Origin of the sequence: Clostridium porci (genome assembly GCF_009696375.1) — a bacterium.
Lineage (GTDB): Bacteria > Bacillota > Clostridia > Lachnospirales > Lachnospiraceae > Enterocloster > Enterocloster porci.
This window is the reverse complement of record NZ_VUMD01000005.1, coordinates 227,449-254,430: the sequence shown is the minus strand read 5'-3', so window position 1 is coordinate 254,430 and position 26,982 is coordinate 227,449. Positions and strand designations below refer to the sequence as shown.

General features: G+C 46.4%; 24 protein-coding genes and 1 pseudogene. 7 read left to right on the top strand and 18 right to left on the bottom strand.

Features of this window, described 5'->3' with window-relative positions:
- Positions 1-91: 91 nt before the first annotated feature.
- The 3 genes from FYJ39_RS07735 to FYJ39_RS07725 form a co-directional block, all read right to left on the bottom strand.
- Positions 92-1,003 (bottom strand): aldose 1-epimerase family protein, encoded by a 912-nt coding sequence (locus tag FYJ39_RS07735; RefSeq protein WP_154471877.1) that lies wholly within the window; start codon positions 1,001-1,003, stop codon positions 92-94.
- 177 nt (positions 1,004-1,180) lie between these two features.
- Positions 1,181-1,675 carry a dihydrofolate reductase gene (locus tag FYJ39_RS07730; protein WP_154471876.1) on the bottom strand — a complete coding sequence of 165 codons (495 nt, stop codon included), beginning with the start codon at positions 1,673-1,675 and terminating at the stop codon, positions 1,181-1,183.
- Positions 1,672-2,313, bottom strand: a complete 642-nt coding sequence (locus FYJ39_RS07725; RefSeq protein WP_154471875.1) for a hypothetical protein — start codon at positions 2,311-2,313, stop codon at positions 1,672-1,674. Before FYJ39_RS07725 ends, FYJ39_RS07730 begins: the two co-directional genes overlap by 4 nt.
- Before the next feature lie 509 nt (positions 2,314-2,822).
- Here FYJ39_RS07725 and FYJ39_RS07720 point away from each other — a divergent pair.
- The 4 genes from FYJ39_RS07720 to FYJ39_RS07705 all read left to right on the top strand — a co-directional run bounded on the left by FYJ39_RS07720 (position 2,823) and on the right by FYJ39_RS07705 (position 6,286).
- Entirely contained in the window at positions 2,823-3,527 is a 705-nt protein-coding gene (locus tag FYJ39_RS07720; RefSeq protein ID WP_235919768.1) for a response regulator transcription factor, read from the top strand.
- The gene (locus tag FYJ39_RS07715; protein WP_154471873.1) at positions 3,520-4,830 is read left to right on the top strand and encodes a sensor histidine kinase; all 1,311 of its coding nucleotides are present in this window, start codon (positions 3,520-3,522) and stop codon (positions 4,828-4,830) included. The genes FYJ39_RS07720 and FYJ39_RS07715 overlap by 8 nt, the downstream gene beginning before the upstream one ends.
- Before the next feature lie 179 nt (positions 4,831-5,009).
- Entirely contained in the window at positions 5,010-5,618 is a 609-nt protein-coding gene (locus tag FYJ39_RS07710) for a hypothetical protein (RefSeq protein ID WP_154471872.1), read from the top strand.
- 149 nt (positions 5,619-5,767) lie between these two features.
- Positions 5,768-6,286 (top strand): hypothetical protein, encoded by a 519-nt coding sequence (locus FYJ39_RS07705; RefSeq protein ID WP_154471871.1) that lies wholly within the window; start codon positions 5,768-5,770, stop codon positions 6,284-6,286.
- A gap of 230 nt (positions 6,287-6,516) precedes the next feature.
- Here FYJ39_RS07705 and tnpA read toward each other — a convergent pair.
- From tnpA to FYJ39_RS07680, 5 genes and pseudogenes are all read right to left on the bottom strand, one after another.
- A pseudogene (tnpA, locus tag FYJ39_RS07700) lies at positions 6,517-6,971 on the bottom strand (IS200/IS605 family transposase).
- A 237-nt stretch (positions 6,972-7,208) separates the two neighbouring features.
- Positions 7,209-7,388 (bottom strand): hypothetical protein, encoded by a 180-nt coding sequence (locus tag FYJ39_RS07695; RefSeq protein ID WP_154471870.1) that lies wholly within the window; start codon positions 7,386-7,388, stop codon positions 7,209-7,211.
- The gene (locus tag FYJ39_RS07690; RefSeq protein WP_154471869.1) at positions 7,385-7,780 is read right to left on the bottom strand and encodes a TnpV protein; all 396 of its coding nucleotides are present in this window, start codon (positions 7,778-7,780) and stop codon (positions 7,385-7,387) included. The genes FYJ39_RS07695 and FYJ39_RS07690 overlap by 4 nt, the downstream gene beginning before the upstream one ends.
- Positions 7,781-7,938: 158 nt before the next feature.
- Positions 7,939-11,748 (bottom strand): helicase-exonuclease AddAB subunit AddA, encoded by a 3,810-nt coding sequence (addA, locus tag FYJ39_RS07685; protein WP_353847306.1) that lies wholly within the window; start codon positions 11,746-11,748, stop codon positions 7,939-7,941.
- Entirely contained in the window at positions 11,720-15,307 is a 3,588-nt protein-coding gene (locus FYJ39_RS07680) for a PD-(D/E)XK nuclease family protein (RefSeq protein WP_353954594.1), read from the bottom strand. The genes addA and FYJ39_RS07680 overlap by 29 nt, the downstream gene beginning before the upstream one ends.
- 107 nt (positions 15,308-15,414) lie before the next feature.
- Here FYJ39_RS07680 and FYJ39_RS07675 point away from each other — a divergent pair, with 107 nt between their 5' ends.
- The gene (locus FYJ39_RS07675; protein ID WP_154471867.1) at positions 15,415-15,852 is read left to right on the top strand and encodes an FMN-binding protein; all 438 of its coding nucleotides are present in this window, start codon (positions 15,415-15,417) and stop codon (positions 15,850-15,852) included.
- 120 nt (positions 15,853-15,972) lie between these two features.
- On the opposite strand, the gene FYJ39_RS07670 is transcribed toward FYJ39_RS07675, so the two are convergent.
- The 5 genes from FYJ39_RS07670 to FYJ39_RS07650 all read right to left on the bottom strand — a co-directional run bounded on the left by FYJ39_RS07670 (position 15,973) and on the right by FYJ39_RS07650 (position 21,799).
- The gene (locus tag FYJ39_RS07670) at positions 15,973-16,266 is read right to left on the bottom strand and encodes a hypothetical protein (protein WP_154471866.1); all 294 of its coding nucleotides are present in this window, start codon (positions 16,264-16,266) and stop codon (positions 15,973-15,975) included.
- Positions 16,267-16,276: 10 nt separating this feature from the next.
- Positions 16,277-18,715: a ribonucleoside triphosphate reductase gene (locus tag FYJ39_RS07665; protein ID WP_154471865.1), complete on the bottom strand. Its 2,439-nt coding sequence runs from the start codon at positions 18,713-18,715 to the stop codon at positions 16,277-16,279.
- 242 nt (positions 18,716-18,957) lie between these two features.
- Positions 18,958-20,238: a GTPase HflX gene (gene hflX, locus FYJ39_RS07660; RefSeq protein ID WP_154471864.1), complete on the bottom strand. Its 1,281-nt coding sequence runs from the start codon at positions 20,236-20,238 to the stop codon at positions 18,958-18,960.
- A 43-nt stretch (positions 20,239-20,281) separates the two neighbouring features.
- Positions 20,282-21,280 (bottom strand): tetratricopeptide repeat protein, encoded by a 999-nt coding sequence (locus FYJ39_RS07655; RefSeq protein WP_154471863.1) that lies wholly within the window; start codon positions 21,278-21,280, stop codon positions 20,282-20,284.
- Positions 21,281-21,283: 3 nt separating this feature from the next.
- Complete coding sequence (locus tag FYJ39_RS07650; protein ID WP_154471862.1) at positions 21,284-21,799, bottom strand: dCTP deaminase/dUTPase family protein; 516 nt, start codon at positions 21,797-21,799, stop codon at positions 21,284-21,286.
- 218 nt (positions 21,800-22,017) lie between these two features.
- Here FYJ39_RS07650 and FYJ39_RS07645 point away from each other — a divergent pair, with 218 nt between their 5' ends.
- A complete protein-coding gene (locus tag FYJ39_RS07645; protein ID WP_154471861.1) occupies positions 22,018-22,266 on the top strand; it encodes a helix-turn-helix domain-containing protein in 249 nt (82 codons plus the stop codon).
- Between the two features lie 159 nt (positions 22,267-22,425).
- On the top strand, positions 22,426-22,758 hold the full coding sequence (locus FYJ39_RS07640; protein WP_154471860.1) for a helix-turn-helix domain-containing protein: 333 nt from the start codon (positions 22,426-22,428) through the stop codon (positions 22,756-22,758).
- Between the two features lie 58 nt (positions 22,759-22,816).
- Here the strand turns inward: FYJ39_RS07640 and FYJ39_RS07635 are convergent, their stop codons facing one another.
- The 5 genes from FYJ39_RS07635 to FYJ39_RS07615 all read right to left on the bottom strand — a co-directional run bounded on the left by FYJ39_RS07635 (position 22,817) and on the right by FYJ39_RS07615 (position 26,892).
- Positions 22,817-23,452: a manganese efflux pump gene (locus FYJ39_RS07635; protein ID WP_154471859.1), complete on the bottom strand. Its 636-nt coding sequence runs from the start codon at positions 23,450-23,452 to the stop codon at positions 22,817-22,819.
- Positions 23,453-23,506: 54 nt separating this feature from the next.
- The gene (scpB, locus tag FYJ39_RS07630) at positions 23,507-24,310 is read right to left on the bottom strand and encodes an SMC-Scp complex subunit ScpB (protein ID WP_353847304.1); all 804 of its coding nucleotides are present in this window, start codon (positions 24,308-24,310) and stop codon (positions 23,507-23,509) included.
- Positions 24,311-24,328: 18 nt separating this feature from the next.
- Positions 24,329-25,129 (bottom strand): segregation and condensation protein A, encoded by an 801-nt coding sequence (locus FYJ39_RS07625; RefSeq protein WP_154471857.1) that lies wholly within the window; start codon positions 25,127-25,129, stop codon positions 24,329-24,331.
- A gap of 123 nt (positions 25,130-25,252) precedes the next feature.
- Complete coding sequence (locus FYJ39_RS07620) at positions 25,253-26,137, bottom strand: metallophosphoesterase (RefSeq protein ID WP_353847302.1); 885 nt, start codon at positions 26,135-26,137, stop codon at positions 25,253-25,255.
- Positions 26,134-26,892: an HAD family hydrolase gene (locus tag FYJ39_RS07615; RefSeq protein ID WP_288215602.1), complete on the bottom strand. Its 759-nt coding sequence runs from the start codon at positions 26,890-26,892 to the stop codon at positions 26,134-26,136. The genes FYJ39_RS07620 and FYJ39_RS07615 overlap by 4 nt, the downstream gene beginning before the upstream one ends.
- Positions 26,893-26,982 lie beyond the last annotated feature (90 nt).

Genomic DNA, 26,982 nt, shown 5'->3' with positions numbered 1-26,982 from the left:
TGCGCCGGTTTCTTACGTACGATACATATCACTGTAGCTTCGCAAGCTCCTCACAAATCCAGCGCAATCGCTGCTTGTAAAAAATAATACGTTATCCCACATGTATGGTATAGCTCTTATCCCATGACTTCCAAGGTCCCAGAGCAACCACCCCGGGTCTGTCTTTCAGCTCTCCTATATAGCCCTCAGGCGCGCAAAGGCCGGACCATGGCTCCAAACAGACAAAGGGATGGGTTGCCTCCTCAGACCACATTCCCAGATAGGGGAACTCCTCACATCCTACAGTTACATAAGGCTTCCCGTCCAGCAACAGGCTGACGCTGCTCACCTGGAACCCATCAAACATATAGGTGAGAACTGTGTCAAAAAACCCCTTAGTCAAAGGCGCCCGGCCTTCTGTCAGCTTCAGGGTTCCCTGAAGCTCTCTCGCCTCATAGCCTTTATCATTAGGCGCAAGATAATGGAGTCCATCCTGGTACTGCCCCTTCTTTCCGCCCTCTCTGTTGAACTCAAAGGTATAGTCATAGATGCTTCTGCCTTCCGGCACTACAAAGGCAGGATGCCCCCCCATCATAAACAGCAGCTCTTGGGAGTCAGGATTCGTAACCTTCCACATAACGGTAATGGTACGTCCCTCCAGCCTGTGTCCAATCTCTACCTCAAAGTGAAAGGGATAATTCTTAAAAGTCTCGTCTGTATCCTTTAGGCTGAACCAGCACTCATCTATATCACAGAGAACCGGCTGAAATTCCATATCCCTTGCAAACCCATGTATGGGCATTTCATATTCTGTTTCATTATGTAAATATTTTCCTTCATAACATTTCCCAATAAAAGGAAACAGAACAGGCGAATGGCGGTTCCACACAGCAGGATTCGCATCCCACAGCACGTCTCTTCCTGCCTTCTTATCATAAATTCTGGTCAGCTCTGCACCATGACGAGCAACGGTAACTAGCAGCTCATCATTTTCCAGCGTAAACAACGTTCCATCTTGCTTCATAGGCTGTTCCCCCAATCTCTCCGTACGATTATAGTATTGGCTTTGGAGCGCTTGCGGCCACGCTCTGTTTTTACAAACTATCTACCGCATAAACTTTATATTATCATTTTCTCTACTATGTTACAACTGGTTTATTACATTGTTCTGAAAGTTTTTAATTTTTATGCCTTACATATTTTATGGCTTTATCCGCACATACTTACGAAAGACATAGCAAAGATTAAAATAGGTCTGCTCCTCCCCCTCGTCAGCCAGAGCCCATGCCTCATCCTTGTCCAGATTTGGGAAAAATGTGTCTGCATCGTAGGTATAATCAATTACAGTCACACGGGCTGTTCTGCAGTAGGGCAGAAACTGCTCATAAATGCTCTGTCCACCGATAATATATACATCCTCAGGATCATATTCCCGAAGCATTTCCAAAGCCTCCTCCATGGAATGGCAGCTTGCAGCTCCCCTTTTTTTATAACTCCTGTCCCTTGTCAGAACCAGATTTACGCGGTTTCCCAGGGGCTGCCCCCCAGGAAGGCTCTCCAGGGTTTTCCGGCCCATTACCACAACCTTCCCGGTCGTTTCTCTCAGAAACATCTGCTGATCCGCAGGTATTGTCACAAGAAGCCTTCCATCCTTCCCAATGGCCCATCGCTTATCCACTGCCGCGATCAGATTCATGCCTCTTCCCTGCTTTCCTCTGCCGCTATAATCAGTTCCTTTCCATAAGGAAGGGCAGAAATCCAATCACAGAAGGTATGCCATTCTGCAAGCTTGTGGTTTCTTCTGGCATAATAAATATGGATTAGCGTTTCATAATTTAAGGTACAGGTCCGCATCTGATTATAGCTGGATGGAAGAAGCTGAATCAAATTATACCAGTCCTCCTTCTTCTTGCCCTGCTCCACATAGCGCAAACGAATTTCCTCTAATTTATTTACGATTGTTTCCATAAACGCATACCCGTCCTCCGTCAGATGATCATGGCTGAAATCATCCATGGAAAACGGTCTGCTGTGAATCTTATGCATAGTACTAGTAGAATTTGCCACAGTCGCCACTTTATAGGTATCATATTCCTTCCACCAGTACAGAGGCGCGGTAATATCCACTGAGACAAATATCTGGCGAATAAATTTTCTGTGGTCACTTCCCGCTTTTCTTAGCCGTTTTGCCAGATCCAAATCATTGGGGCCAAGAATGTATTCATGGTTCTCGTTATAGCCGCTGTCCATGCGTCCCCAGCTATTCATAGGGTTTCTGGCTCCTCTTACGGCATTTTCCAGGTTCATAACACTGGTTCTTTCTAATATAATCATCCTAACTCCTTTATTGCTGTTTAAAAATTCCGCTTACCATTATAGATGGCATTCCGAAAAAATGCAACACTGCAAAATACAAAAGCTTTGATCCTCTTTGCCACAAAGTCAAGTGATGAATTCAAAAAAAGCAAGCAACATTGAGAAATCTATCTTTGTACATTGCTTGCCTATTCTATTTAATTGTTTCTGAGATGCATTACATTAATCACCGCTTTGATTGTTCCAAACCGATTCATATCAATGCCTATGTAATTTTTGGACAATTTGTGTCAGTCTATATGAGTGTGTAGAAAAGCTAAAAAACACTTATCTCGTTTAAGACAACCTAAATTTTTGTAAAAATACAAGATAGTAATTATTAACAAAAAACATCTTGATAACGCTCCGCTTTTTAAATATAATTTTATTAAAATTAGAGCAAAAGCAGATGGGTAAGAGATAGAGAATCTGTAGCTTGAATTGTCGGAATGGTTTTGATGACAACACAGAAGGAGGTTATGAACAATATGATAGAAGAAAAAACAAAAATCATGGTGGTAGATGACGATCAGGAAATCAGGGAAGTTATCTCAATTTTATTATCAAATGAAGAGTTTAATGTTATTGAAGCGGAATCTGAAGAGGATGCACTGAAATTACTGACTGCAAATATGGATTTGATTATTTTGGATGTTATGATGCCAGGGCTGTCCGGCTATCAGACAAGCAGAATAATTCGTGAACGCTCGAATGTGCCAATTTTATTTTTAACCGCAAGAACTCAAAATTCTGACCTTTTACTGGGATATTCTTCTGGCGGAGATGACTATTTAGCAAAACCCTTTTCTTATCCAGAATTGGTTGCAAGAGTTAAGGGACTGTTACGGAGATATACTGTTTACCAAGGGAAACAAATCCCAAAACGAAAATCAGAATATATTGAATGGAATGGTTTACGTGTCGATTGCTGTCGTAACATGGTATGGAAATGTGGCAAGGAGTTAGAACTTACCTCAACAGAATATCGCATACTGCGATTATTATTGGCTCATCCAGGACAGATATTTTCAATTCAGAATATCTATGAAAGTGTCTGGGAAGAACCATTTTTTTCTACTGATAGCAATACTGTCATGGTATTTATCCGTAAATTAAGAGATAAAATTGAGGATAATCCCCAACATCCTATCAACCTTGTAACCGTATGGGGAAAGGGGTATCGTATTGAATAGGAAATTCAAACAATTTTCCCAGAAGTTAGGGGTAAAATTATTCGTTGTAGCAGTTTTTGCCCTTGCCTGTGCTTGGTTAGGGCATTATTTACTATCTGATGTAGTTGCAGAATGGTTTTTCTATGATCCAAGATTTGATACATATTGGGAATCTAAAAGTGATGATGCGGTACAGTCTTTTCAGATGTATGTAACAGATCATAACCTTTCTACACAAGATGCATTGACAGATACAGTATGGAACAAACAAAACTCAAACATTATTCTATTCACAGAACCAGCATTCCTGTATGAAGAAAAAAAGGCATCCTCAGATTTTAATGATGTGGACAAATACGAAGCAATATATTGTCCAGATGGTTTTATCTACGCCACATCCTATTTGCCAGGAAATACTTACTTCTTTTGGTGGGATGTTGTTGGTCTGCTGTTTGGGATTCTGTTGTTTCTAGGGATTACTATACCTTTTAATGCTTACACCGTACACCGTATCAATAAGCTCTATCAGCAAGTAGTACTTTCTTCCCAGTCTGGTAGGAGCAGCAGTATTGAAATTGGTGGCAGAGATGAGATTGCAAAACTAGGAAACGAGATTGAGTCTATGAGAATATCGTTACTGTCCTTATTGAAAAACGAGAAGAAAATAAGAATTGAAAGTGAACGAATGGTTGCATCACTCTCTCACGATCTTCGGACTCCTCTTACTAAACTTACCGGATATTTGGAAATATTAATTCATAAAAAGGACTTGACAGAAATTGAATATGAAATCTATCTTGCCAGAGCCGCTGAGAAGGCTAATCAGATGAAAGTTTTGACAGACACATTGTTTCAAAAATTTGTGATAGAGACAGAAAACACATCTGAATATCCACAAGAATTTATTGATGGTGGAGAATTCCTGAACCAGATACTGTACGAAGAGTGTAGCGAACTGGAGGACGATGGTTTTCTGGTAAAACAGCTCCCTATGTTTCATTCTGGATATTCTTGTCGCTTACATATTGGGGATATTCGCAGAGTATTTGACAATATTTTTTCTAATTTGCGGAAATATGCAGATCTAGAATTTCCGATTGTTATTACAGAAAATGAACAACATAATCAACTTTGTGTCATAATTAAAAACCATAAAAGTAAATATCCTTCTAAAAACGTAAGTCATAAAATCGGGTTAATGACTGTTCAAACATTAGTAGAACAGAATGGAGGTTTGGTGAACATAGAGCAGAACTCCACAATATTTTCCATTGAAATTTTTCTTCCAGTTTTGACATCATTCGAGCATGAAAATGATATTTAATATCAATTACCTTCTGTTCTGGATTCAAAAATAAGAATTGTTAAGAATTTTATATAGGGGAAAATAAGAAATAAGATTTATACTGTCCTCATATCAAATTATACTTTCGGCCGAAATAAAATTAGAAAATCTGATACCACAACATTATCCTGAATATCAGTATGTGAAAGGGGACAATTATGAAAAAATTAATTTCTAAAGGAGTATGCTATGCACTGGTACTTTCATTAGTATCTAGTATGACCGTTCCTGCTTTTGCCGCAGAACACAAAGATAACAGCAATTCGGGAATTATAGTTAATGATGTTTACTACACAGATGCCGAGTTCCAAGAATTGCTGACATATATTGAACCTTTAGAAGATGGCACGCCAACGGTAACTCCTCGTGTTGCTCCGGCAGTAGCTATTCCTGCATGGGCCATCGGAAAATGGGTTATACCTGCTATTGGCACAATAATAATTACTCCTGTTGCAATTTCAGTCGGTGGGAAAGTTATTGATAGTGCATCTCAAACTTTTTCAAATATCCTTAATGCCGTTAAAAAGGTAGTGAAATCAAAGGACAAAGGTAATGATGGATATAAGAAACCAAAATCCGGGAGCGGCAAAGATAAGGCAACAGATGTACCAAGTTGGGCCAAGGGAAAGCGTCCGAAGAAAAACGAAGATGGGAAAAAGTTTGCAAAAAGGCTTTGTGATGAGCGATATGGTCCTGGAAATTATGATAAAGGCCCTGGTTCTGAATACAATAAAATCAAAAAATGGGGAGAGCGTGGATTTGAGTAATTAAAACAATTACTCAATAAAATAATGTTAATCAAAGTATCTATTATCAACGGATCTATGTTTATTTATTATCCCTGTCTTTGAAAAGGCAGGGATAATAACAGTTGATTTTTTCAATATATTTATAAACTAAAAGGAGGTCATATATTATGTCGCATCTGCAACAAGTTGATACTCAATTTGATTGTCTTGAAGTCATATGTTTTATAATTGATGAATCTGAGTTTTATTGTATATGGTTTAGCGATGATAAAACGGATGGATTTTTACTTGATGGCTCAATATTAAAGGTATTTCAATCTAAAGATGCTGCTCTAACTTTTTTGAAATCTTTTTCTTCGTACAAAAAAATAATCAAAACTACAACATACAATGCAAATAAGATAGTCCAAATCGTTATGCGGACAATTCCTTTTGATTCGCACATTGTACTTGATTTCTGGAATATAGTAGGTGATTTATCAAATAGCATAGGTATCCCCTATGAGGGTAATAAAAAGGACAATCTAACAAACAGCATTTATGACAAATTGTTCTATGGTAATAATCTTCCCACAATTAATACATCTACTCGTATTTACACCCCACAATTCACTGGCGAAGAACAAGTTAGGCTTACTACGATTTTAAAAGACGGAATCTCTCTTGTGAGAAAAATGAATCTGTAAACAACCTATTCAAGAGAAAACTTTATGTACACCGCAGAATCGCACTTAATTGAGGAATTTTGAATACATTTCCAAAAATCATAATCAAGACCACCCGTCAAACGGGTGGTTTGCTCGCCCCTATAAGGTGGCAGTTACCGGCCAGTGCCTAAAGACGCTGGCTTTCACTCTGTTCAAGCCACTATGCCCTTGACTCGTCGCCGCCCTTTAAAGGGCGTTTGTAATACCGGCTACCCCTTAAAGGGGTCCTCATATTCCTTTACACTCAGTTTATCCATTGCTATATCATACTTCTCCTGTTCCTGAATGTACTTCCTGACTGTTGCCTCATTTAGACCTGCTGTACTGACATAATAACCTTCTGCCCAGAAGTGACGATTTCCGTATTTATACTTTAGATTTGCGTGCTTATCAAATATCATCAGCGCACGTTTTCCCTTTAAGTATCCCATAAAGCTGGATATACTGTATTTCGGTGAAATACTTACCAGCATATGAATAGGATCTGGCATTAAGTGACCCTCCATGATTTCCACTCCCTTATATCCGCATAACGTTTTAATATATCTCGTATGCTTTCTTTATATTGATTATAAATCATTTTTCGTCTATACTTAGGAGTGAACACAATGTGGTATTTGCACATCCACTTTGTATGTGCCATATCATGTTTCTTGTGTGCCATTAAAATCACCTTTCCTTTCTTAGATAGTAGCTTGAACAATTCTATTCTAACGGAAAGGTGATTTTTGTGCTATAAGCACTTGCTACACCACCCGCAAAGCAGGTGGTTTTCTGTTTCGCACGTCACCGTTCCTGGCCTCAGGAACGGTGACGCACTCAACTGGCTAAAGCCAGAATAAAAGAACCACCCGATAAGAGTGGTTCAAAACAGATATATGGTTTTTGCATTGCAGACATCTTACTGCTTCCTATATGGCAGATAGATTTCCAGCACAGAATCGCTAACCCCGTTTCGGTAAACTTTGCGAATATCTGTAATGGTTTCTGATGATGCCTGCTTTAGATAAATAAGAAGTTCTTTGCGACCATCAACAAAAAGACAATGCTGACCATCTAAGCGTTCAATACAGTATCTCATGGCAACTCCTTTCCGTACACCAGTTCCGAGAGAATGATTTCCTCCGCCCGGTAGCGTATGCTGTTCATAGACTGTACCCAACAGAGCCAGTTCCGGCACTTCAAGTCCTCGGTAATTCTTTCGGCTTCCTGCATCTGGCTAACAATGGTATCAAATCGCAACTGCGCCTGTTCGTCCAGATCAGCAAGATATGTCCACAGCTTGCCAGACAGGAGCAGGTCATTATACTGACCGGGACAATGCTCTTGCAGATATTCCCTGTGCATCCGTCCCCACCGCCCGATTGGGCAGCTTTCCTCTGGTAGATGTAAGTCTGGTATGTAGTAGTCCCCGACCAAAACATAGTCCAGACCGTTGCTGTCATCGTGGATATATTTTTTCAATTTCTCCATAGCGACCTCCTGTATTCGATTTTCTCCGAATCCAGTTGATCGTGACCCTGTTCATCGGTTATTCAAGGCAACTGAACTCGTCACCATGAATTATGGCATATCTCTTCCTGCCGCTGTACAGTTAAGCATAAGCGCAAACGCCTCTTAAAGCAGAGCCCTTACACTTCTATGCTCTGCTGCAATGCCATAGAGTAGATAATCCGTTCCTTTACCTTCTTCCCTGTAAGCTGGGTCAAAGCACGGGCATAGTAATCCAGCTGAATCCGATACCGGTCTGCCAGCAGCTTAGCTCCCCTAGGTAGGCCAGCAGGAACATGATCCGTTTTGTAATCAATCAGTACAAGGCCCTCCGGCTCCTCCAGGTAAGCGTCTATGATGCCCTGAATCAGTACCAGCTCCTCCGAATCTCCCTTTCCCACCTCCCTGGCCGGAACACCCATAATAAACTGCTGCTCCCTGCGGCATCTTCCTTCCGCCTGAGCCTTTGCCATCCTCCTTCCCAGAGGCCCCGATAAAAAGGTCCAGATATCAGATGGATTTATAAGCTCATAAGCCTTCTGATCCAGAAACCCTGCTTCCAAAAGCTGCCTAATAGCCTGTATCGTATCCTCCTGGCTGTGAATATCCGGGAAAAAAAGCCTCTCCAAGGCTGCGTGATAGGCTGTGCCTCTTAGCGCACCGCGGCTTGGTTCCTGACTTTCAGACGTTTTAGCATCCGCGTCTTTGTACCCCTCACGGCCCAGCTTCCAAAGCGCCTCCGGCCCAGCTCCTTCAAAGCGTTCTGCCTCGGTTCCAAGGGCTTCCTCCTCCAGCCCAATCTGGCTCTGCTTCTTAAGCTCCGAAACAGATACCATGGCATAAAGCCCCGTTTCCCACTGATAACGGTAGACATACTGGAAAGCCTTTTCTAAATCGCTGTGAAATTTCTGATCATATACCCTTTTCACATCCAGCTTCAGCAAATCCTCCTTTGTCATCTGCCTGAGCATCTGACGAGAAACCTCCTGCCCAATCAGATCCCTGACCTGAATCTGGCACAGCTTTATGTGGTCTTTAGGAATAGCCGAAGCTGCCATCAAAAGCCAATCCAGACAGGAGCCTGCCGAATTGAGAATCGTACAGGGAATCTGGCCATCAACCAGGGGAACTGTACCCCACTTCTCCAGCTTCTTCTCCAGAGATTTATCTGTTGCCGTCATAATCAGCTTCTCCTTAGCACGGGTCATAGCCACATAAAGAACTCTCAGCTCCTCCCCCAGCGTCTCTACCTCCAGACGCCGCTTCAGAGCCTGTTTTTTAAGAGTGGCCACTTTTACCCGTAGCTGTGAATCCAGATAATCTGCCGCCACTCCCAGTTCCCCATCCATAAGAATTTGCCCATAAGCATCCTGCTTATTCATGCGCTTTCCAAGTCCTGCCAGAAATACCACTGGAAACTCCAGACCCTTGCTCTTATGAATACTCATAATCCGCACCGTATTCTCCTGATCTCCTGCCACACTGGCCTCTCCAAAGTCCGTATCAAACTTCTTCAGCTTTTCAATATACCTTACAAAATGGAATAATCCCTTATAGCTGGTGGCCTCATAGGCCACCGCTTTTTCTACCAGCATATCCAGGTTACCCCGCCGCGTCTCACCAGCCGGCATCGCCGCCGCGAAGTCATAAAATCCCGTCTCTCTGTATATAAGATACAAAAGCTCATGGATAGGCAGACGCCGGGCCTCCATGCGAAGGGCTGTCCAGAGCCTATCCCACTTCTTAAGCTTCTCTATGATGGAAGCCGCTATCTCAGCCGGGATTTCAGACTTGCCAGGCAATTCCTGACCTGCCTCTTTCCACAGCATCCAGGCCCCGTACACACCTCTGTCCTGCCTCTTTCTTCCGCTGCGCTTAAAGACTGCCATCATCCAGGCCATTTCCTCGTCATTCATTCCCACAATGGGCGAATGTAAGACTGCAGTCAGGGGGATATCCTGCATAGGATTGTCAAGCACAGATAAAAGGCTTAAGATTGTCTCTACCTCAACTGTATTAAAGTACCCGGTTCTCGTCTGTGCTCTTGCAGAAATTCCTTCATTCATCAGCACATTTACAAAGACCTCAGACCATCCTGACATGCTGCGCAGGAGGATTACCATATCCCCTAGCCGCGCTCTCCGGTACTTGCCCAGTCCCTTGTCCCACACCAGCAGTCCCTTGTCCTCACTGACCAGCTCCCGGATACGCCCTGCTATCATTTTAGCCTCCAGCTCTCTGGCTGTATAATCCAGCGCTTCCTCATCCAGCTGCCTTAAGGCCTCCCCTCCTGTGTCAGCCACAAGCAGCTCCATAGGAGAGCCTGCCTCCAGTGAAATTCCTTCCCTCTTAAGGTCGATTCCACAAACAGTCTCTCCAGTTACCTCCTTAAAGCATGCGCCTGGATACAGGGCTGTCTCCTCTGTATAGCGAATGCCGCCCAGACCCTTAGTCATAATTTGGTAAAACACATCATTGATCCCTGAAAGCACTGTATCCCTGCTGCGGAAGTTCTGCTGAAGCTCTATCATCTGATAAAGGCTATCCTTCCTTGAGTAATTCTCATACTTTTCCATAAATAACTCAGGCCTTGCCTGACGGAACCGGTAGATGCTCTGCTTTACATCCCCCACCATAAACACATTAGGGCTCCCTGCCCTCTCCCTGGAAATGCTGGTAATCAAGGCTTCCTGAACATAGTTGCTGTCCTGATACTCATCCACCAGAATTTCCTCATACTGACGGCTAAGCTCATCAGCTACTGCTGAAGGCCTCCTTCTGGAAAGCCCTCCTTCCGGTTCTTTCTCTTCTTCCAGCAGCACCTCCAAAGCCAAATGCTCCAAATCATTGAAATCCAGTACATTCCTCTCTCTCTTTGCTGCCCCATATGCTTCATGAAACCGCTCCGCCAAGTCCAGCAGCGTCCCGATTACCTCTCTGGCTCCCTTAAGGCTCTTAGCCGCCGTCTCCGGGCTCTGGAGCCCGTACAGATCTCTGCATTTTCCCACTGTCTTTTTCACCCGGTCTCTGCAGCTGCTCACATAGGCCTTCTTCTCCCCTTCCACTTCCTTACTGCGGATCGCCGCCAGCCTATCAAAGGCCAGCCCCTGAAAACTGTCATACAAAGCACGAAAGCAGCCCGATCTGGCCCCACTCCTTATGGCTTCAAGCATTCCCTTATCACTCAGCAGCATAGGCTCGTAGGCCAGAGGACCATTCTCCTCACGGCACACCTCCAAGGCTTCCTCCACCTGCCTCGTCAGCTCCTCCATCTGAGCCTCTACATCCTTCAAAAGGAATTTCATCCAGGGGGTTCCATCCAGTTCTCCCAGTTCTTCCCTATCCAGCTCTCTGCGGCATTCCATAAGCCACTCCCCAGGCCATGGATGGCTCTGGGAAAATTCCCATAGCTGAACGATCACATCCTCAATTCCCTGATCCGATTTTCCTCTGCCAAATTGTTCCACAAATCGGATAAACTCCGGCTTATTTGACTCATAACAGGCCTCCAGCATCGTTGCCATCACATCATTGCGCAGGAGAGACAGCTCACCTTCATCGCCGATACGAAAAGCCGGATCAATATCCAAGCCGTTATAATGGCTCCGTATAAGATTGAGGCAAAAGCTGTCAATGGTGGTAATCTGAGCCTGGGGAATCAGGGCTGTCTGAAGCCACAGATGCTCATCCTCCGGGTGCTCCTTAAGCTTTTCTTCCACCGCCTCCCCAATTCGCTCACGCATCTCCGCAGCAGCCGCATTGGTGAAGGTCATTATCAACAACTGGTCAATATCCAGGGGATGATCTCCCTCGCTTATCATTCGAATGATACGTTCCACCAGTACGGCCGTCTTTCCGCTGCCAGCTGCTGCCGATACCAAAAGATTTCTGTTTCTGCTCTCAATCACCTTAAGCTGCCGCTCAGTCCATGTCACTGCCATCTGTCTCATCTTCCCTTTCCTGATCGATCTCCGCCCAGATTTCCTCCGGCTTCATCCCCTTTAATCTGCGATAGCCATAGCCGGCTGTTCTGGAATCAAAGCCGCATACTGCATGGTAAGGACAGAAATCGCAGGCTGTCTGGTTTCCCTGCTTATAAGGCTTAGTCCCCATCGTCCCCTTTAGAATCTCCTGTCCTGCGCTGCGCAGCTTCCTTTTCACAAATTTCCGCAGAGCCTCAAACTGCCTGGTGCTTGCTACAGAAGATCGGCTTTCCTGCACATATCCATCCTTTACAGCCACAGGAATCACATCCGATTCCCTCTCAATCTCCCGATCCAAATGGTGGATAATATCCAACCCACTGTTTACCAATCCATTCATCCTGAGCCGTTTTAATATCTGCTTCTCAATGTCCTCAGGGGTGATGCCTTCCTGACCCTCTGCCACCGGGTCCTGAATATGATAATAGAATATTCCCGCAGGCACCACTTCCTTTTCAGGATGCTTCTTTGCTTCTATCTCCATAGCCGCATCCATATACACTACCAGCTGAAGCTGAAGCCCATAGTAGAGAGCCCCTATATCAAAGGTGGTGGTTCCTGATTTATAGTCAATAATCTTCACATACACATGGCCTTCATCCTCGAAGAGATCCAGACGATCAATACGTCCCTTAAGCCACAAAGCCTCATCCTCCGACAGCCGGATACCCATGGCCTTCAGGTTATCAATGGCAGAAAAGGATAGTTCAAATTCCGCAGGTACAAAGTCCCCCTTCTTCACCTGCTCTGAAAGGGCCCATATGGTTCTGTCCGTAATACGCTCTACACGGCCTGACAGATAGCTGTTCCTGGCAGAGCTTCCCATAATAGTGTTGCCATATTCTTCTGTTACCTGAGTAACGCAGTCCCTCACCAACTTTCTTCTGGTTTCCTGACTCAGCTCTCTCCAATCCCGGCCCTCCTCCTTCATCACAGCGAAGCACCTGTCAATGGACTGGTGAAACAAATTTCCCATGTCCACCGCCTCCAGCTCGTATTCCTGCCGCTCCAAAAGCTCCAGCCCGTATTTCAGAAAATGTGCATAAGCGCAGGAGGCAAACTGCTCCAGACGAGTCACGCTGCCCTGAAGGTTCTGCCCGTAGAGGGCCCTGGCAGCAGCCCGGCCAATTCCCCTCTCTTCATAGGAATAAAACGCCCCCTCCACCAACATTCTCCCCTTCTCCTTACAGGACTCATGGCTTAAGAAGTAACGACACAGCTCTAAAAAGGCCGGCTCGGAAAGAGCTGCCTTAGGTCGGGCTTTATCTGTCTTTTCTCTGCTCTCCCTCATATGGTGAAGCTCTCTTATTAGCAGCTCCACTCCGTCTCTAAGCGTTCTCACTGGCCGCTCCACCTTTGTCTCATCCAAGGTTTCCATCTGGGGGAACAGCTTATGGATCTCTCCCAGAAGACTGGAAGGCCTCTGGCTCTTTCCGTCACAGGTCATGGCTGCATAGGTAAGAATCAAACGATGAGAGGGCTTTGCCATCATAAGATACAGATAGAACTTTTGAATGCAGCCGTCCTCTTTGGCCGTAGGAGCCAGTTCCAGATTCATGGACTTGAAAACAGCCCGATCCCTGTCTGTGAGCAAGCTGCCTTTACTCTTTCTCTGAGGCACCATTCCCTCGTTAACGCCAACAAAAAACAGCACCTTGACTGCCTCCAGCCGGCTCCTTGTAATATCTCCTACCATGACTTGGTCGATAGTAGCCGGGATCACTCCCACCTTAATTTCCTCAAAGCCTGCGTCCAGAATCTGAGCATAGTTCTTCATATCCGTCTTTTCATCACCCAAAAGCCCCTCCAAACGTTCAAAAAGTTCCATCACCCGATCATACACCTGACCGTACTCCTTTGCCAGATTTTCGTCCCCCGGCTCTTTACGTTGGAGAAAATATTCCTTATAATCTTCCATCTTTTCCTTAAGAGACAGCTCCTCCAGGTACGTTCTGAGCGCCTTTGTCACGGAAGCCACCGTTGCTCCCTCGGCCTTAAATGCCATTCTCAATGTTCTTAAAGGCTCCATGACCCACTGACGGTATCCATTGAGCTCCTTCAGATTCAGCCTCTCACTTCCCCTGCACCGCCGCTCCCAGGTGCAGTCCCAGTTTTTCCACCCTCGTATGCCCAAGGCTCTGATATAATTCTCCATCCGATTAGTCATCTGCTCCACCTGCTCCCTGGAGCCGTCAAAAACAGGCTCCTTGTGCGCTGACGCTCCCAAAACATCAGAATCACCAAAGCCCTCTGTGTTTGCCCTGATATTATCCCATTGATCTGTCCTGTCTTTCCGGTCATAAACCAAACCGGTTTTCAGATACCGGAATACGCCTTCATAAGACATATCCCTCACTGCCTCCAAGGCCGCTCTAATAAGCTCCACCAAAGGATTTTCCAAAATACTTTTTTTATCATCCAGAAAATAAGGAATCTCTGCCTGATCAAAGGCATGGGCCAGCTCCCGTCCATAAACCAAAAGGTCTCCGGTAATGACAGCCGCGTCTCGATAACGCAGGCCTTCCTCCCGCACCATTTTCTGAATCTGGCTGCATACATAGTCAGCCTCTTCAGAGGGCCTCCTTCCCTTGTAAACCTGCACACTGGCTGACGGTTTTTCCCACACAGCCCTTCCATACCGGTACAGATTCTGCTCTAAAAAGTCCAGCTCCGGGCTTTCCCTGAATCTCCAGGCAGGCCGGCTGTCGCAGACCACATCCTCTTTTTTCTCAACACCTTGGCGTCTTCCCAGCTCTGACAGTCTGCAGACTGTATGCTTGCTCATGTAAAAAAGGTGCTGGATTCCGCTTTCCCTATAGGGATTTACCCTGGTATCCACTGTCACCGAGCACAGCACATCCCTGGCATATATCATAAACAGCTCTACCAGTCTGTACTGTACCGGAGTAAACCCCGTAAACCCATCCAAAAGAATCACGCTGTCCTTTAATTTCTCCCACCTTGGCAGCTCCCTGCAGAGAATATCCAAAAGCTCCTCTGCCGTCACGTAGCGCTCCTGAATGTATTCCCCAAAGCTCCTGTAGATCACCTCCAAATCCAGAAGCTTTTGACTTAACAAAGGCTCCTTTACCTCCCGTGTCACATTCCCCAGCATATCTGGTGTAATACCGTACTGGTACAGCTCTGATATCTGGGATTTCAGCTGGCTAATAAATCCAGCCTGCTCCAGATGCCTCTTAAACATCCCCAGCTGCCCCTTCTTCATTCCGGCTACCTTCCGCAAAACCATGGATTTGCCCATATCATCAAGTATAACGGGAAGCCTGACTCCCACATCCTCAAAGACGCGATAGGCTAGCCTCTTAAAGCTGAGAATATCAATATTCATCACCCCATGCCTTGGATGAAGACGTATGATCTCCTTCTGGGTCTGCATAGTAAATTGCTCCGGCGCTATCACCAGATAGGACAGCTCCGGATGAGCCATAGACTCCTTTATCACCTGATCATAAAGATATCTCGTTTTCCCGGAGCCTGCTCCTCCAAGTATGAACTGTAATGCCACCTTTATCTCTCCTTTTATACCGCCCGATCTGCAGGACAGATGAAAACCTCTCATATTTACATCGCTTCTCACATAAGCTTTAACAAACTACCTTAGAGGTCCTGACAATGAGCTCTAAAACCAAAATTGTGGTCTTGCGGATGAAAGAAATTATCTACACCGCGATCTTCCTGGGTCTTGCCGTCCTGCTAATCATTCTATGCTTTATCATGTTTCGTCCTAAGAAAGATGCTGCTGCCGCCTCCGGAAAGCCTGCCGGCTATGTACCGGGCGTATACAGCGCGGCCCTGACTCTGGGCAATGAAAATGTCAACGTGGAGGTAACGGTGGACGCAAACCGGATCAGATCCATTGAACTAGTACCCTTAAGCGAAGCCGTCACCACGATGTATCCGCTGATGCAGCCCACACTGGATGATCTAGCCAGCCAGATTATAAGCGCTCAATCAACGGAAAACCTTACATATCCCAGTGCGTCCCGCTACACCTCCAGTGCGCTTCTTAAAGCCATCAACACAGCTCTAGATAAAGCAGACGTGAATTAGCCTGATTTGCTGGGTTCCCAGAAGTGGACGCAATAGGGAGCCGCAGCAGCAACGTCCTTTTTAAAAATCAGAAAAAGCTGCCGCCCCAAAAACTTCTGGGGCAGCAGCCCTCTTTTACTGTCACTGGTTCTTACGGAATTTTCTACTTTTAAATACATATCCATGGACAAAGAGAGTAGCCCCGATCAGCGCCAGCAATATCCATTTCGTTCTGGCAGTCAAGAATCCGCTTCCTATGCCAAGGCAGCAGACAGCGTCTACTATAAAAAGACACCGTTCAACCGAGTACACCTTCTCTAAATCATAATTATCCTTTTTAATATTACCTGTAAATATGAGGAAATCGCGGCCTGCAAACAGCGCCGCCGCCTCAGCCAGGCAAATACCGCCCATCAGCAAATATAACACATCCATGCCCTAGTCCCTATCCCTTTATCTGTTCTGCTCTCCCCTGCTCCACAAACCTGCGGATATTGGAAGCATTGGAGAATTTCTGAACTATGCCGTCCCTGACAATGACCAGAGTAGGCGCCTGCAAAATGCCGAACCGTTCAGCCAGCTCCGGCTGTTCCTCTGCATCAATCACCTGATAATTCAACCCTTTTAGAACTTCCTTGGCCGAATTGCAGTTAGGGCAGGTTCTGGTGGTAAAGAGATACAGCAGAGGAGAGGAAGTCGTTTTCTGCACCTCTCTCTGGCTGTTTTGGCCTTCCAAAGCCTTGCTCTCCACCCAGGTATCATGTTTGCAGCAGCCCTGAGCCTTAATTTCAGAGGTTCCATGCTTTAACACAGAATGCCCGACATCATAATTCGTGCGGTTCTTATACTCCTGTGTCTTGCCCTCGTTCCAGTTCTGCACCGGACGGTAGTAGCCCGTAATCCGGCTGTAAACCTCAGCCGCCTCACCGCACACCGGACAGGTAAAATGCTCGCCCGTCAGGTATCCATGGCTTCTGCAGATAGAATAGGTAGGAGACAGTGTATAGTAGGGAAGCTTGTAATTCTCAGCAATGGTTCTCACCAAATGGGCGGCAGACCTCCAGTCAGGCAGCTTTTCCCCCAAAAACGCATGAAAGACTGTACCTGAGGTGTATAAAGTCTGAAGGGGGTCCTGAATATCCAGGGCGTCAAAGACGTCCTCTGTGTAATCCACCGGCAGATGGGAGCTGTTTGTATAATAAGGAGTATCCCCCTGGGCACCGGCAGTAATAATATCCGGGTAGGCCTTCTTGTCATGCTTTGCCAGACGGTAGGTGGTGGACTCAGCAGGAGTAGCCTCCAGATTATACAAATCCCCATACGCTTCCTGATAGTCTGACAACCGTTCCCGCATGTGGTTTAACACATCCCTTGTGAAATTCTGGCACTCCTTATGGGTCATATCCTTTCTCACCCATCTCGCATTCAATCCTGCCTCATTCATGCCGATCAGCCCTATAGTGGAGAAATGGTTCTCAAAGGTTCCAAGGTATCTCTTTGTGTAAGGATATAGGCCTTGCTCCAAAAGCTTTGTGATAACCTCCCGCTTAGTCTTTAAGGAACGGGCGGAAATGTCCATCATCCGATCCAGCCTCTCATAAAAATCCGTCTCATTCTTAGACAGATACGCGATCCTGGGCATATTGATGGTGACAACACCTACCGAACCGGTGCTCTCCCCTGAACCGAAAAAGCCTCCGGTCTTTTTTCTCAGCTCACGCAGATCCAGGCGGAGACGGCAGCACATGCTCCGCACATCACTGGGCTGCATATCGCTGTTAATAAAATTAGAAAAATAAGGTGTGCCATATTTGGCAGTCATCTCAAATAGCAATTTATTATTCTCTGTCTCAGACCAGTCAAACTCCCTTGTAATCGAATAGGTAGGTATCGGATACTGAAAGCCTCTTCCATTGGCATCACCCTCGATCATCGTCTCGATAAAGGCTTTGTTGATCATATCCATTTCCGTCTTGCAATCCTTATACTTAAAATCCATCTCTTTTCCGCCTACGATGGCATTCAGCTCCGCCATATCATCAGGAACCGTCCAGTCCAGAGTAATATTAGAAAATGGCGCCTGGGTACCCCAGCGGCTGGGAGTATTCACTCCGTATATAAAAGATTCAATGCACTTTTTAACCTCAGGATAGGATAACTGATCCGCCTTCACAAAGGGGGCAAGATAGGTGTCAAAAGATGAAAATGCTTGAGCTCCCGCCCACTCATTTTGCATAATTCCTAAAAAGTTCACCATCTGGTTGCAGAGCACGGACAGATGCTTTGCTGGAGAGGAGGTGATTTTTCCAGGGATACCCCCCAGCCCTTCAAGCAAAAGCTGCTTTAAAGACCAGCCTGCACAATATCCGGTGAGCATGGAAAGATCATGAATATGTATGTCCGCATTGCGGTGGGCGTCTGCAATCTCCTGGTCGTAAATCTCGCTGAGCCAGTAATTGGCAGTAACCGCGCCGGAATTACTTAGAATAAGCCCCCCTACTGAATAGGTAACGGTCGAATTCTCCTTAACACGCCAGTCCTCCACCTTAACGTAGCTGTTCACCACATCTTTATAATCCAGGATAGTGTTTTTCATATTGCGGATTTTCTCTCTCTGTTTTCTATATAAAATATAAGCCTTAGCCACATCTGTATAGCCAGTCTGCTCTAATACGTGCTCTACGCTGTCCTGAATTTCCTCTACGGAAATACAGCCATCCTTCATCTTTCCCTGAAAATCCGCAGTTACTCTCAGGGACAGAAGCTCCAGAATCTCATTATTGTAATCCTTCTTTGTAGCCTTGAATGCTTTCTTAATCGCCTCTGTAATTTTGTTAAGGTTAAATTCCGCATTCTCCCCGTCCCTTTTTACTACCTGAATCATACCGCTTGCTCCTTTCAACCCATTTCACGCTAAATTATCATAGCTTCCTGCACGGCAGAGCTCTAAGAACCTGCCTGGCTCCCTCTTACCTCACCCATAGCTTTCACCGGGGAATATAAAAAGGAGCTACCTCATTATTATAGCAGGATGAAAAAGAAAACACAATATCTATGCATCATATTATATGATAAACTAGATATTGTGCTTTATCCTCTCTGCTACTACAAGTTCTATCAATACCGTCAATCCTTGTACAGACTGGCAAACAGCTCTGCCGGCACATAGGCCTCCACAGCCACCCCATCCTCCCGGTACTCTTCCTTAAGAAGCTGCCCGTACCTTCGTATCGTCTGGATGCGTCCAGACTGAGTATAAGGGAAAATCTTTTTCAGGTAAACTCTCCGGTTCCGAATAATGGTTTGAAGAATCCTCTCAAGCGCTCCAATTCCCTCTCCGGTCTTTGCAGATATCCGCACTTGATAATCTGCCCCAAAATCTCTTGGCAGTTGAATCAGATGCTCCTCTCCTGCCCTGTCCGGATCCTCCATGCGATCTACCTTATTAAATACGGTAATCATGGTTTTATCCACAATCCCCAGATCCTTTAAGGTCTCCTTCACCACATGCATCTGCATATCCATTTGCGGATTCGAGCAGTCTGCCACATGAAGTATAATATCACTGTACCTGGCTTCCTCCAGCGTACTTTTAAAGGCCTCAATCAGATGATGGGGCAGCTTCCTGATAAATCCTACGGTATCCGTCAGAAGAATCTGCTGTCCATCCTCCATGATATAGCTTCTGGTGGTTGGATCTAGGGTAGCAAACAGCTTATCCTCTGCCAGTATCCCAGCATCTGTAAGACGGTTTAAAAGGGTGGACTTTCCTGCATTAGTATAGCCCACAATCGCCCCTGAAAGGGCAAAATCCTTCCCCCTCTGCTGTCTGGTAAGCTCCCTGTGGCGTTTTACATCCTCCAGTTCACCCTTTAACTGTGAAATTCTCTGATGGATCAGACGACGATCCATCTCCAGCTTTTTTTCGCCTGGCCCTCTGGTTCCAATCCCACCGCCCAGCCGAGAAAGAGAATTTCCTATGCCCGCCAGCCGGACAGCCCTGTATCTAAGCTGTGCCAGCTCCACCTGAATCTTCCCCTCTCTGGTGCTGGCTCTGGAGGCAAAAATATCCAGAATAACCATGGTGCGATCCATCACCTTGGTTTCCAGAGCATCCTCCAGATTTCTCAGCTGAGCCGGCGAAAGCTCATCATCGCAGATAACCCCTGTTGCATCCAGCTCCCATATCAAATTCCTAACCTCTTCCAACTTTCCCTTACCCAGATAAGTGCCGGGATGAACCTTTTCTCTGCTCTGTATCACCCGGCCCACTGTCACAGCCCCCGCTGTGGAAGCCAGCTGGGAAAGCTCGTCCAGAGAAGCCAAGGTATCGTCTCCATCTCTGGTGCTTACCGCAATTAAAATAACCCGTTCTTCTAATTCCCTTAAATCGATCAAATCAGCCATCCTATTCTGCCTCTTTCCCCTACAGCAAAAGGGTGTCCTCCTTTTACCTGGAACGCAAAAAGCCTATCTCATGCTGCGCGTCCTCATCCTTTCCAAAGACGCTTACATATTCCTCAAGCAGCGCCAGGGCCTTATCGTACTGATGTAAGTATTCGTAGGCTACGGCCCGGTTATACGTCAGCTCCTTTAAAAGGCTGTAATCCGCGTCAGACTCCTCCTTCAAAGCCTGGGCTGCCTGGCTGGGCAGGACTCCGGAGCCCAGGTTATAATCTGTAACTAAGATCTCGTACCCCTGGTTAAACGAATCAAGAGCACCTTCGTAATCTGCTTCAGCCACCTGGCAAAGGCCCATCTGGTTATAAATCTGCCCATCTCCCATACCATCCTTTATTGCTTCACTATAAAATTTCATCGCTTTATCATATTCTTGGTTGTCCACACAGGCGCCTCCTGCTGCCATCAGCGCCTGCTCCTTCCCTGGGGCAAGTTCTCCCTTCGCTTCCAGCAACACGCCCTTTTGGTAGGCATCTATGGCCTGATCCGTTTTTCCCATTTGGGAATAGCACAGACTTTGAAGATACCTGTACTCCGGCGCTCTTGGTTCCATCTCCAAAAGCAGCTCATAGGAATAAACAGCGGCATCATAATCCTGAAGCCTGTATTCAGCCTCTGCCCGGTAGCTTAGCACGTCCACCTTAAACCCCGTCCGTTTTCCTGCCTTTTCCAAAGCCAAATCAAGGTCTTCAATGGCTTCGCTGTAATTTCCCCTCTCCAGCTTCTCCAGACCGCTGGCCCGGTACTGGCGTATCTTAGACGTAGTAAGATAACCAGCCAGATGGAAGGTCACTGCCGCTACAACCACCAACGCCACTACACACACAGCCCAGGCGATTACAGCCTTTATCACCCTCTTTTTTCTGCGCCTTCTGCGCCCGGCGCTGCTTCTCTTTCCACCTGCTCCTCTGTACGCTCCGCCGCTTCCCGGCCTCCCCCCATAAAATCTGCGTCCTCCATCGTATCCTCTCTGTCCACTGCCAGTCATTGCTTACCTCGCATCTGTGCTGCCAAATCCACCGTTGCGTGAATTGGTGCACTCATCGTCTGTTGTAATGCCAAAGGGGACGAAAATTCCCTGAGCAAAGCCGGTACCTGCCGCCAGTTCCACTACCTTGCCTTCCCTAGTGTCATTGATTACCTTGATAAACATATGACCTTCATTATCAGAGTAGAAATAATCACTGTCAATGATACCTACCGTATTATTCATCTGCAGACGGAACTTAAAGCCCAGACTGCTTCTGGGAAATATCTGAAGCACCCAGCCCTCCGCCATCTCCGCCCGGATTCCCGTAGGCATCTTAATCGATTCACCTGGCTTTAACACAAATGAAACCGGAGTGAAAAAGTCATAGCCTGCAGAGCCTGCCGTAGCCCTTGCAGGAATTTTAATGCTCTCATAAATTTCTTCTGCCTCAGATCGGCTGCTGTCAGGAAATGTATCCATCCAGTCCTTTGTAAACTGGTTTAACGTCACTTTATAGAATTTTGCGATTTTCTGCATAGTTTTCTCCCGCTTATTGCCATACTATTATTATCTCATCAGTCTGTCTCCTTTTGAAAAACAGCTTTATAGATCCTAATCAGTCTATCACAATCCCATGGATTTTTCCACTTTATTTTTCGTTCTTTCATTATTAGAAACCTTAGAACCCCTTGCTTTCATTACAATTAATGCAGCTTCATTTTTAGAAATATAATAAGACCATCAGAGGTGAATTTATGAAAATCTCATACAACTCAGAACCAAGAAAAAACCTTATCGGTCAGGATATATACCGGCTGCGCAAGAAGCAGCAGCTCTCTCAGAGGGCAATGGCCGCCAAGCTTCAAATTCTGGGATACGACTTCAGCGAGCTTACAATTCTGCGGATAGAAAAAGGAATCCGTCTGGTCACAGACATCGAATTAAAAATTCTCTGCGAATTCTTTCATGTTACGCCAAATCAGCTGTTAGGCTTTGATAATTGAGCCAAATGTCAGCTCCACCTCATATAGGTTAGCTATTGTGTATATGGATATTCATCTTTTAGTGCATACTTGCAACATTGTTTTTCAGCCTAATGTTTTTTCTGCCTCTGGGATACAATAATACAGAAGGTATCGAAAACTCGGATAGGTGGTGAAACTATGAGCTATGAGTTGGAACGCATTGAAGAGCTATGCAGGGAACGGGGCTGGAGCCACTACCGCCTTGCCAGGGAGATGGACACTTCCCCAAACAACATAGGCAATCTGTTCCGGCGCACGACCGTCCCCAGTATCCCTACCATACGGCGCATTTGTGAGGTTATGGGGATTACAATGGCTCAGTTTTACAGCACCGACGGCGAGCAGATAACGCTGAATCCCCAACAGCGCCGCATGCTGGAGCTATATGACCATCTGGATCAGACCAGCAAGCTTAGGGCTGAGGCTTATATGGAAGGACTATCGGCCAAAGGCCCGGCGGATCAAACATAATATAACAGACTGAGCAAAGCCGCTGGGGAGCATCTCCCCAACGGCTTTTTATGTTCCTTCACCAGTTTCCATTCACAGCCTTCATCAAAGCCAGAGCCATCAGCAGCGCACCGCTGATCCAAGACAAATCACAGCTCAACCTGTCTGCTGCCTTTCGCCCTATCCATAAGCCTGCATACATCATGCAAACACCCACAGCAAAGGACAGTATAAGGGTAGCTGCGAATGGGATTTCCAGAAATGCAGCCATCGTTCCCGCTGCCAGACTGTCGATGGACATAGCCAGAGCCAGAAATATCGTCTCCCTCCACCCCAATGACTGGGAACCGTCCGCATCAGCAGCCATAGGGTCTGCGTAAATACTGATAATCACCTTCAGACCGGAAAGAGAAAAGCTGAGATTTCTTCGCAGCCTGCAGTGACGGTTAATATATGCTTTCATACCATAATCCAGAAGTTTTACAAACCCCAGAAGAAATAAACTCACAAAACATACGATCCTGGTCAGCTCCGCAGGCGCCAGAGCCCGTATTATGCTTCCCACTCCTAATGTCAAAGCCAGACATCCGCTGCAAATACCGTTTAACAGCAGCACCTTTCCCCAGGTCACAAAAACCCGGTTGGCGCCGTAAGCCAGGCTTGCTACAAAAGCGTCCGTACACAGGGCTAATACTAAAACTAAGCTTCCAAGCATGGTTCTATCTTATTCTTTTTATTTTAGTATATTCCCCTTAGCCATGTTTGGGAATCAATCTGTCTGGAGAGAAGCTGCCGCTTCTGCATCGGCCAGATCCAGCTCTGTCCCTCCCTTATCAGGGTTTGGAGCCCCACTCTCTCCCTTTCCTTCTGCCTGCAGCTCCTCCAGCTTCAACTGTAGTTCTTTCTCCACCTGAGATTTAATCTCCTCTTCCTGCTCCGGTTTTATATCCGGCAGTTCTCCTACAGAGCCTACTCCGAACCTGCGCAAAAATTCTTCTGTAGTTGCAAAAAGGGCCGGCCGGCCAGGCGCGTCCAGACGGCCCACCTCATACACCAGATTATATTCCACCAGACGGTTTACTGCGTGATCCGATTTCACGCCGCGGATTTTCTCTATCTCCAGCTTAGTCACAGGCTGCTTATAGGCGATAATGGATAGTGTCTCCAGCGCCACTTCCGTAAGCATCTGCTTTTTAGGCGTAGCTGCCACCCGGATTAAATTTTCATAATACTCAGCCCTGGTGCACATCTGGTAACATTCCTCAAGCTGGGTAATCTCCATACCTCCCCCATATGTCCTGTACCGTTTCATAAGACGCTCCACTGCCTTTTTCGCTACCTCTTGGCTTTGGCCTATGGAAACAGCCAGCTGCCGCAGCTCAACGGAATGGCCCATAGTAAAGAGAACCGCCTCGATAATGGCCTCCTGCTCCCTCTCATCCTCCGTAGGAGGAAAGGTAAGCTCAATCTGCAGGGCTGTCTCCTGTTTCCTTCCGCCGTTTTCCCTATCCTTTACCGCTGCCAATGCTTTGCTGTCTGTACCTTCCTCCAGCTCTTTTACTTGTTCCTTCACACTCATATCCTGTTATCACTACCCTTCAAAATCCTCCAGCCCTTCCAGATCCAGGGCTTCCTCCTGTCCCTCCGGCTCCAGAGTCTCTATATCCATATCCCCAAAGATTTCCTCCTGGCTAAGGCGGATTTTACCTATCTTCATAAGCTCCAGCACGGCCAAAAACGTAACCACTACTTCCAGCCTGTCGGCCTGCCCCTCCAGAAGCTGGCGAAAGCTGAATTTCCGCCTTTGTCTGGCATAGAGCATGACGGTTCCAATTCTCTGCTCCAAACTTACAGGCTCCCGCTTAATGGTTCCAAAATTGCTCCGGATCGGGTCAATTTTATCTTCCTTACGCTTCATCACCTGCTCAAAAATCCGCTGAAGCTTAGCCAAAGTCAGACCGTCCAACAGGCTGTCCAAATCCACCGGAGGCACATAGCCTGCCACCTCCGGAGGCAGTGTGGACGGCTTATAGAGATGCTTGATGGCTCCGTCCTCACGTTCTGCCAGCTCCTCTCCCATCAGCTTGAACTTCTTATATTCCAGAAGCCGCCTCACCAGCTCCGCTCTTGGGTCAATCTCCTCCCCTTCCTCATCCACTTCCCTAGGAAGGAGCATTTTGGCCTTAATATCCAGAAGCGTGGCAGCCATAACCAGAAATTCACTGACCAGATTCAAGTCCTCCCGTTCCATATTCCGAACATACTCCAGATATTGAGCTGTGATTTCCACGATTGGGATGTCATATATATTTATTTTGTTTTTGTCAATCAGATGGAGCAGAAGATCCAAGGGTCCTTCAAAATGCTCCAGCTTGTAAGAAATCCGTTCCATAGTTCCACCGATCATAGCATGCCTGGAGTACTTTATATTCCATCCCAGGCTAGGCCTCTGCCTTTACTTCTGCAAGAGGCAATCTGCATTGCCTTTCATCTTATCACAGTTTTCTGCCTATTTCTACTTCTTTTTAAGCTGTATTACCACAAGCTGAGGCTTATTGTTGAACCGTATGTTAATGGAATGGGTTCCCAGTCCTCTGCTGACAATCATCCGGCTGCCCTTCATTTGAAAGTCCCCGGCACACCAGGGCAGAAAAAACTGGTATTGAGGAGTCATAACTCCTCCCAGCACAGGAAGCCGAACCGTCCCTCCGTGAAAATGTCCGGACAACGTCAGATCGGCACCCCAAGCAGCATAATTCTTAAAATACAGGGGAGAATGTGCCAGAAGAATATGAAACTTTCTCCTGTCTGTTCTTCCCAGCTTCTTGTACAGATAATCCTCCTCCATAGCCGGCGCTTTCTGAAAAAAAGCCTTTCTGTAGAAACGGGGCTCTAAATCTACGCCAGTTATCAGGATATCCTCTCCCAAAGCCGCTGTTTCATTCTCTAGGCATACAATACCCATAGCCTCCAGGGCAGCTTTAAACTCCTCATACTGGGTTCCATATACATGGCGCTGCCAGACCATACGATTCTCATGATTTCCATTTCCATAAAAAACGGGAATCCGGGAGGAAAGCGCTTTCATAAGGGACAGGGCAACTCTTGTATCTCCCTGTCCCTTTCCCTTTGTCACAATCATGTCCCCGCCTACCAGAACCGCATCTGGCTTAAGCCGGAAGATTGTCTCCACCAGCTTACCATTTTCAGACCCAAATTCATTATTATGTAAATCCGACAAAAAAACCAGGCATCTGTCCTGAATCAGCTTCCCAGAAGCCATCTGAACCGACTCCACTGAGAAATGCTTTCTCTCATATTCAGAGCGGGCCAAACAGGCGCATCCTGCCGCTGCCGTTAATATAACCGCTTCCTTCCACATATGTTTTATATTCCTCATCTGCTTTCCTGCGCAAATTCCAGGCTTCCGCCCTCAAACAGCTGGATTACATCCAAAAGGCTTTTGCAGCTGGCTGTGAGAAGCTCCTGAATCTCCTGGGTAGGCTCATCCTGATCAGGGATCATAACAGGAATAAATCCTCCCTTATAGGCTGCCCGGATTCCATTAAAGCTGTCCTCCAGCACCATACAGGCCCTTGGCTCCGTATCCAGCATACCAGCGGCCAGACAAAAGATAGCCGGGTTTGGCTTTGCCTCCTCCACCATATCTCCATATGCATAGGCGTCAAAATACCCATCAACTCCGGCTCCCTTTACATTTCCCTGCGTCCACTGGCGGCTGCTGGCAGTTGCGACTGCCAGCTTGCAGCCATGGGCCTTCAGGTAAACCAAAAGCTCCTTAAGCCCCGGCTTTACAGGCACCCCGTTTCTGGAAATCCAGTCATAGGAATACTGCCTTTTCTTCTCAAAAAAGCCCGGAAACTGATCCACAGGCCCAAAGCGCTCCTCAAACGCGGCTCTCACCCTGTCTGCCTTCTTACCTCTAAGCTCCCTTAAAAATGCCGCATCTGGCCTTATTCCGTATGGCTCTCCCGCTGCTTTCCAGCCCTCCAGGGCCAAACGCTCCGTATCAAACATCAGACCATCCTGGTCAAAGATAACTGCCTTCACTTTTTTACCCACGCCATCTGTCTCCTTCGCATCCTGCCGGCCATACCGTATCCTCTGTCCACGGCATCCGTTCGGAGGACGCACATGGTCTATCTCCTGCCTAAACATTGTACCATGTGCCTGAGCTTTTGTAAATCAGTCCGGCGCTTCCAGTTCTTTAGGCATACGGTCCTG

What these genes read in the sequence shown, in the direction of transcription:
- FYJ39_RS07735 (WP_154471877.1), bottom strand. Translation starts at nt 1,003, where the DNA reads ATGAAGCAAGATGGAACGTTGTTTACGCTGGAAAATGATGAGCTGCTA.
- FYJ39_RS07730 (WP_154471876.1), bottom strand. Translation starts at nt 1,675, where the DNA reads ATGAATCTGATCGCGGCAGTGGATAAGCGATGGGCCATTGGGAAGGAT.
- FYJ39_RS07725 (WP_154471875.1), bottom strand. Translation starts at nt 2,313, where the DNA reads ATGATTATATTAGAAAGAACCAGTGTTATGAACCTGGAAAATGCCGTA.
- FYJ39_RS07720 (WP_235919768.1), top strand. Translation starts at nt 2,823, where the DNA reads ATGATAGAAGAAAAAACAAAAATCATGGTGGTAGATGACGATCAGGAA.
- FYJ39_RS07710 (WP_154471872.1), top strand. Translation starts at nt 5,010, where the DNA reads ATGAAAAAATTAATTTCTAAAGGAGTATGCTATGCACTGGTACTTTCA.
- FYJ39_RS07705 (WP_154471871.1), top strand. Translation starts at nt 5,768, where the DNA reads ATGTCGCATCTGCAACAAGTTGATACTCAATTTGATTGTCTTGAAGTC.
- FYJ39_RS07695 (WP_154471870.1), bottom strand. Translation starts at nt 7,388, where the DNA reads ATGAGATACTGTATTGAACGCTTAGATGGTCAGCATTGTCTTTTTGTT.
- FYJ39_RS07690 (WP_154471869.1), bottom strand. Translation starts at nt 7,780, where the DNA reads ATGGAGAAATTGAAAAAATATATCCACGATGACAGCAACGGTCTGGAC.
- addA (WP_353847306.1), bottom strand. Translation starts at nt 11,748, where the DNA reads ATGAGACAGATGGCAGTGACATGGACTGAGCGGCAGCTTAAGGTGATT.
- FYJ39_RS07675 (WP_154471867.1), top strand. Translation starts at nt 15,415, where the DNA reads ATGAGCTCTAAAACCAAAATTGTGGTCTTGCGGATGAAAGAAATTATC.
- FYJ39_RS07670 (WP_154471866.1), bottom strand. Translation starts at nt 16,266, where the DNA reads ATGGATGTGTTATATTTGCTGATGGGCGGTATTTGCCTGGCTGAGGCG.
- FYJ39_RS07665 (WP_154471865.1), bottom strand. Translation starts at nt 18,715, where the DNA reads ATGATTCAGGTAGTAAAAAGGGACGGGGAGAATGCGGAATTTAACCTT.
- hflX (WP_154471864.1), bottom strand. Translation starts at nt 20,238, where the DNA reads ATGGCTGATTTGATCGATTTAAGGGAATTAGAAGAACGGGTTATTTTA.
- FYJ39_RS07655 (WP_154471863.1), bottom strand. Translation starts at nt 21,280, where the DNA reads ATGACTGGCAGTGGACAGAGAGGATACGATGGAGGACGCAGATTTTAT.
- FYJ39_RS07650 (WP_154471862.1), bottom strand. Translation starts at nt 21,799, where the DNA reads ATGCAGAAAATCGCAAAATTCTATAAAGTGACGTTAAACCAGTTTACA.
- FYJ39_RS07645 (WP_154471861.1), top strand. Translation starts at nt 22,018, where the DNA reads ATGAAAATCTCATACAACTCAGAACCAAGAAAAAACCTTATCGGTCAG.
- FYJ39_RS07640 (WP_154471860.1), top strand. Translation starts at nt 22,426, where the DNA reads ATGAGCTATGAGTTGGAACGCATTGAAGAGCTATGCAGGGAACGGGGC.
- FYJ39_RS07635 (WP_154471859.1), bottom strand. Translation starts at nt 23,452, where the DNA reads ATGCTTGGAAGCTTAGTTTTAGTATTAGCCCTGTGTACGGACGCTTTT.
- FYJ39_RS07625 (WP_154471857.1), bottom strand. Translation starts at nt 25,129, where the DNA reads ATGGAACGGATTTCTTACAAGCTGGAGCATTTTGAAGGACCCTTGGAT.
- FYJ39_RS07620 (WP_353847302.1), bottom strand. Translation starts at nt 26,137, where the DNA reads ATGAGGAATATAAAACATATGTGGAAGGAAGCGGTTATATTAACGGCA.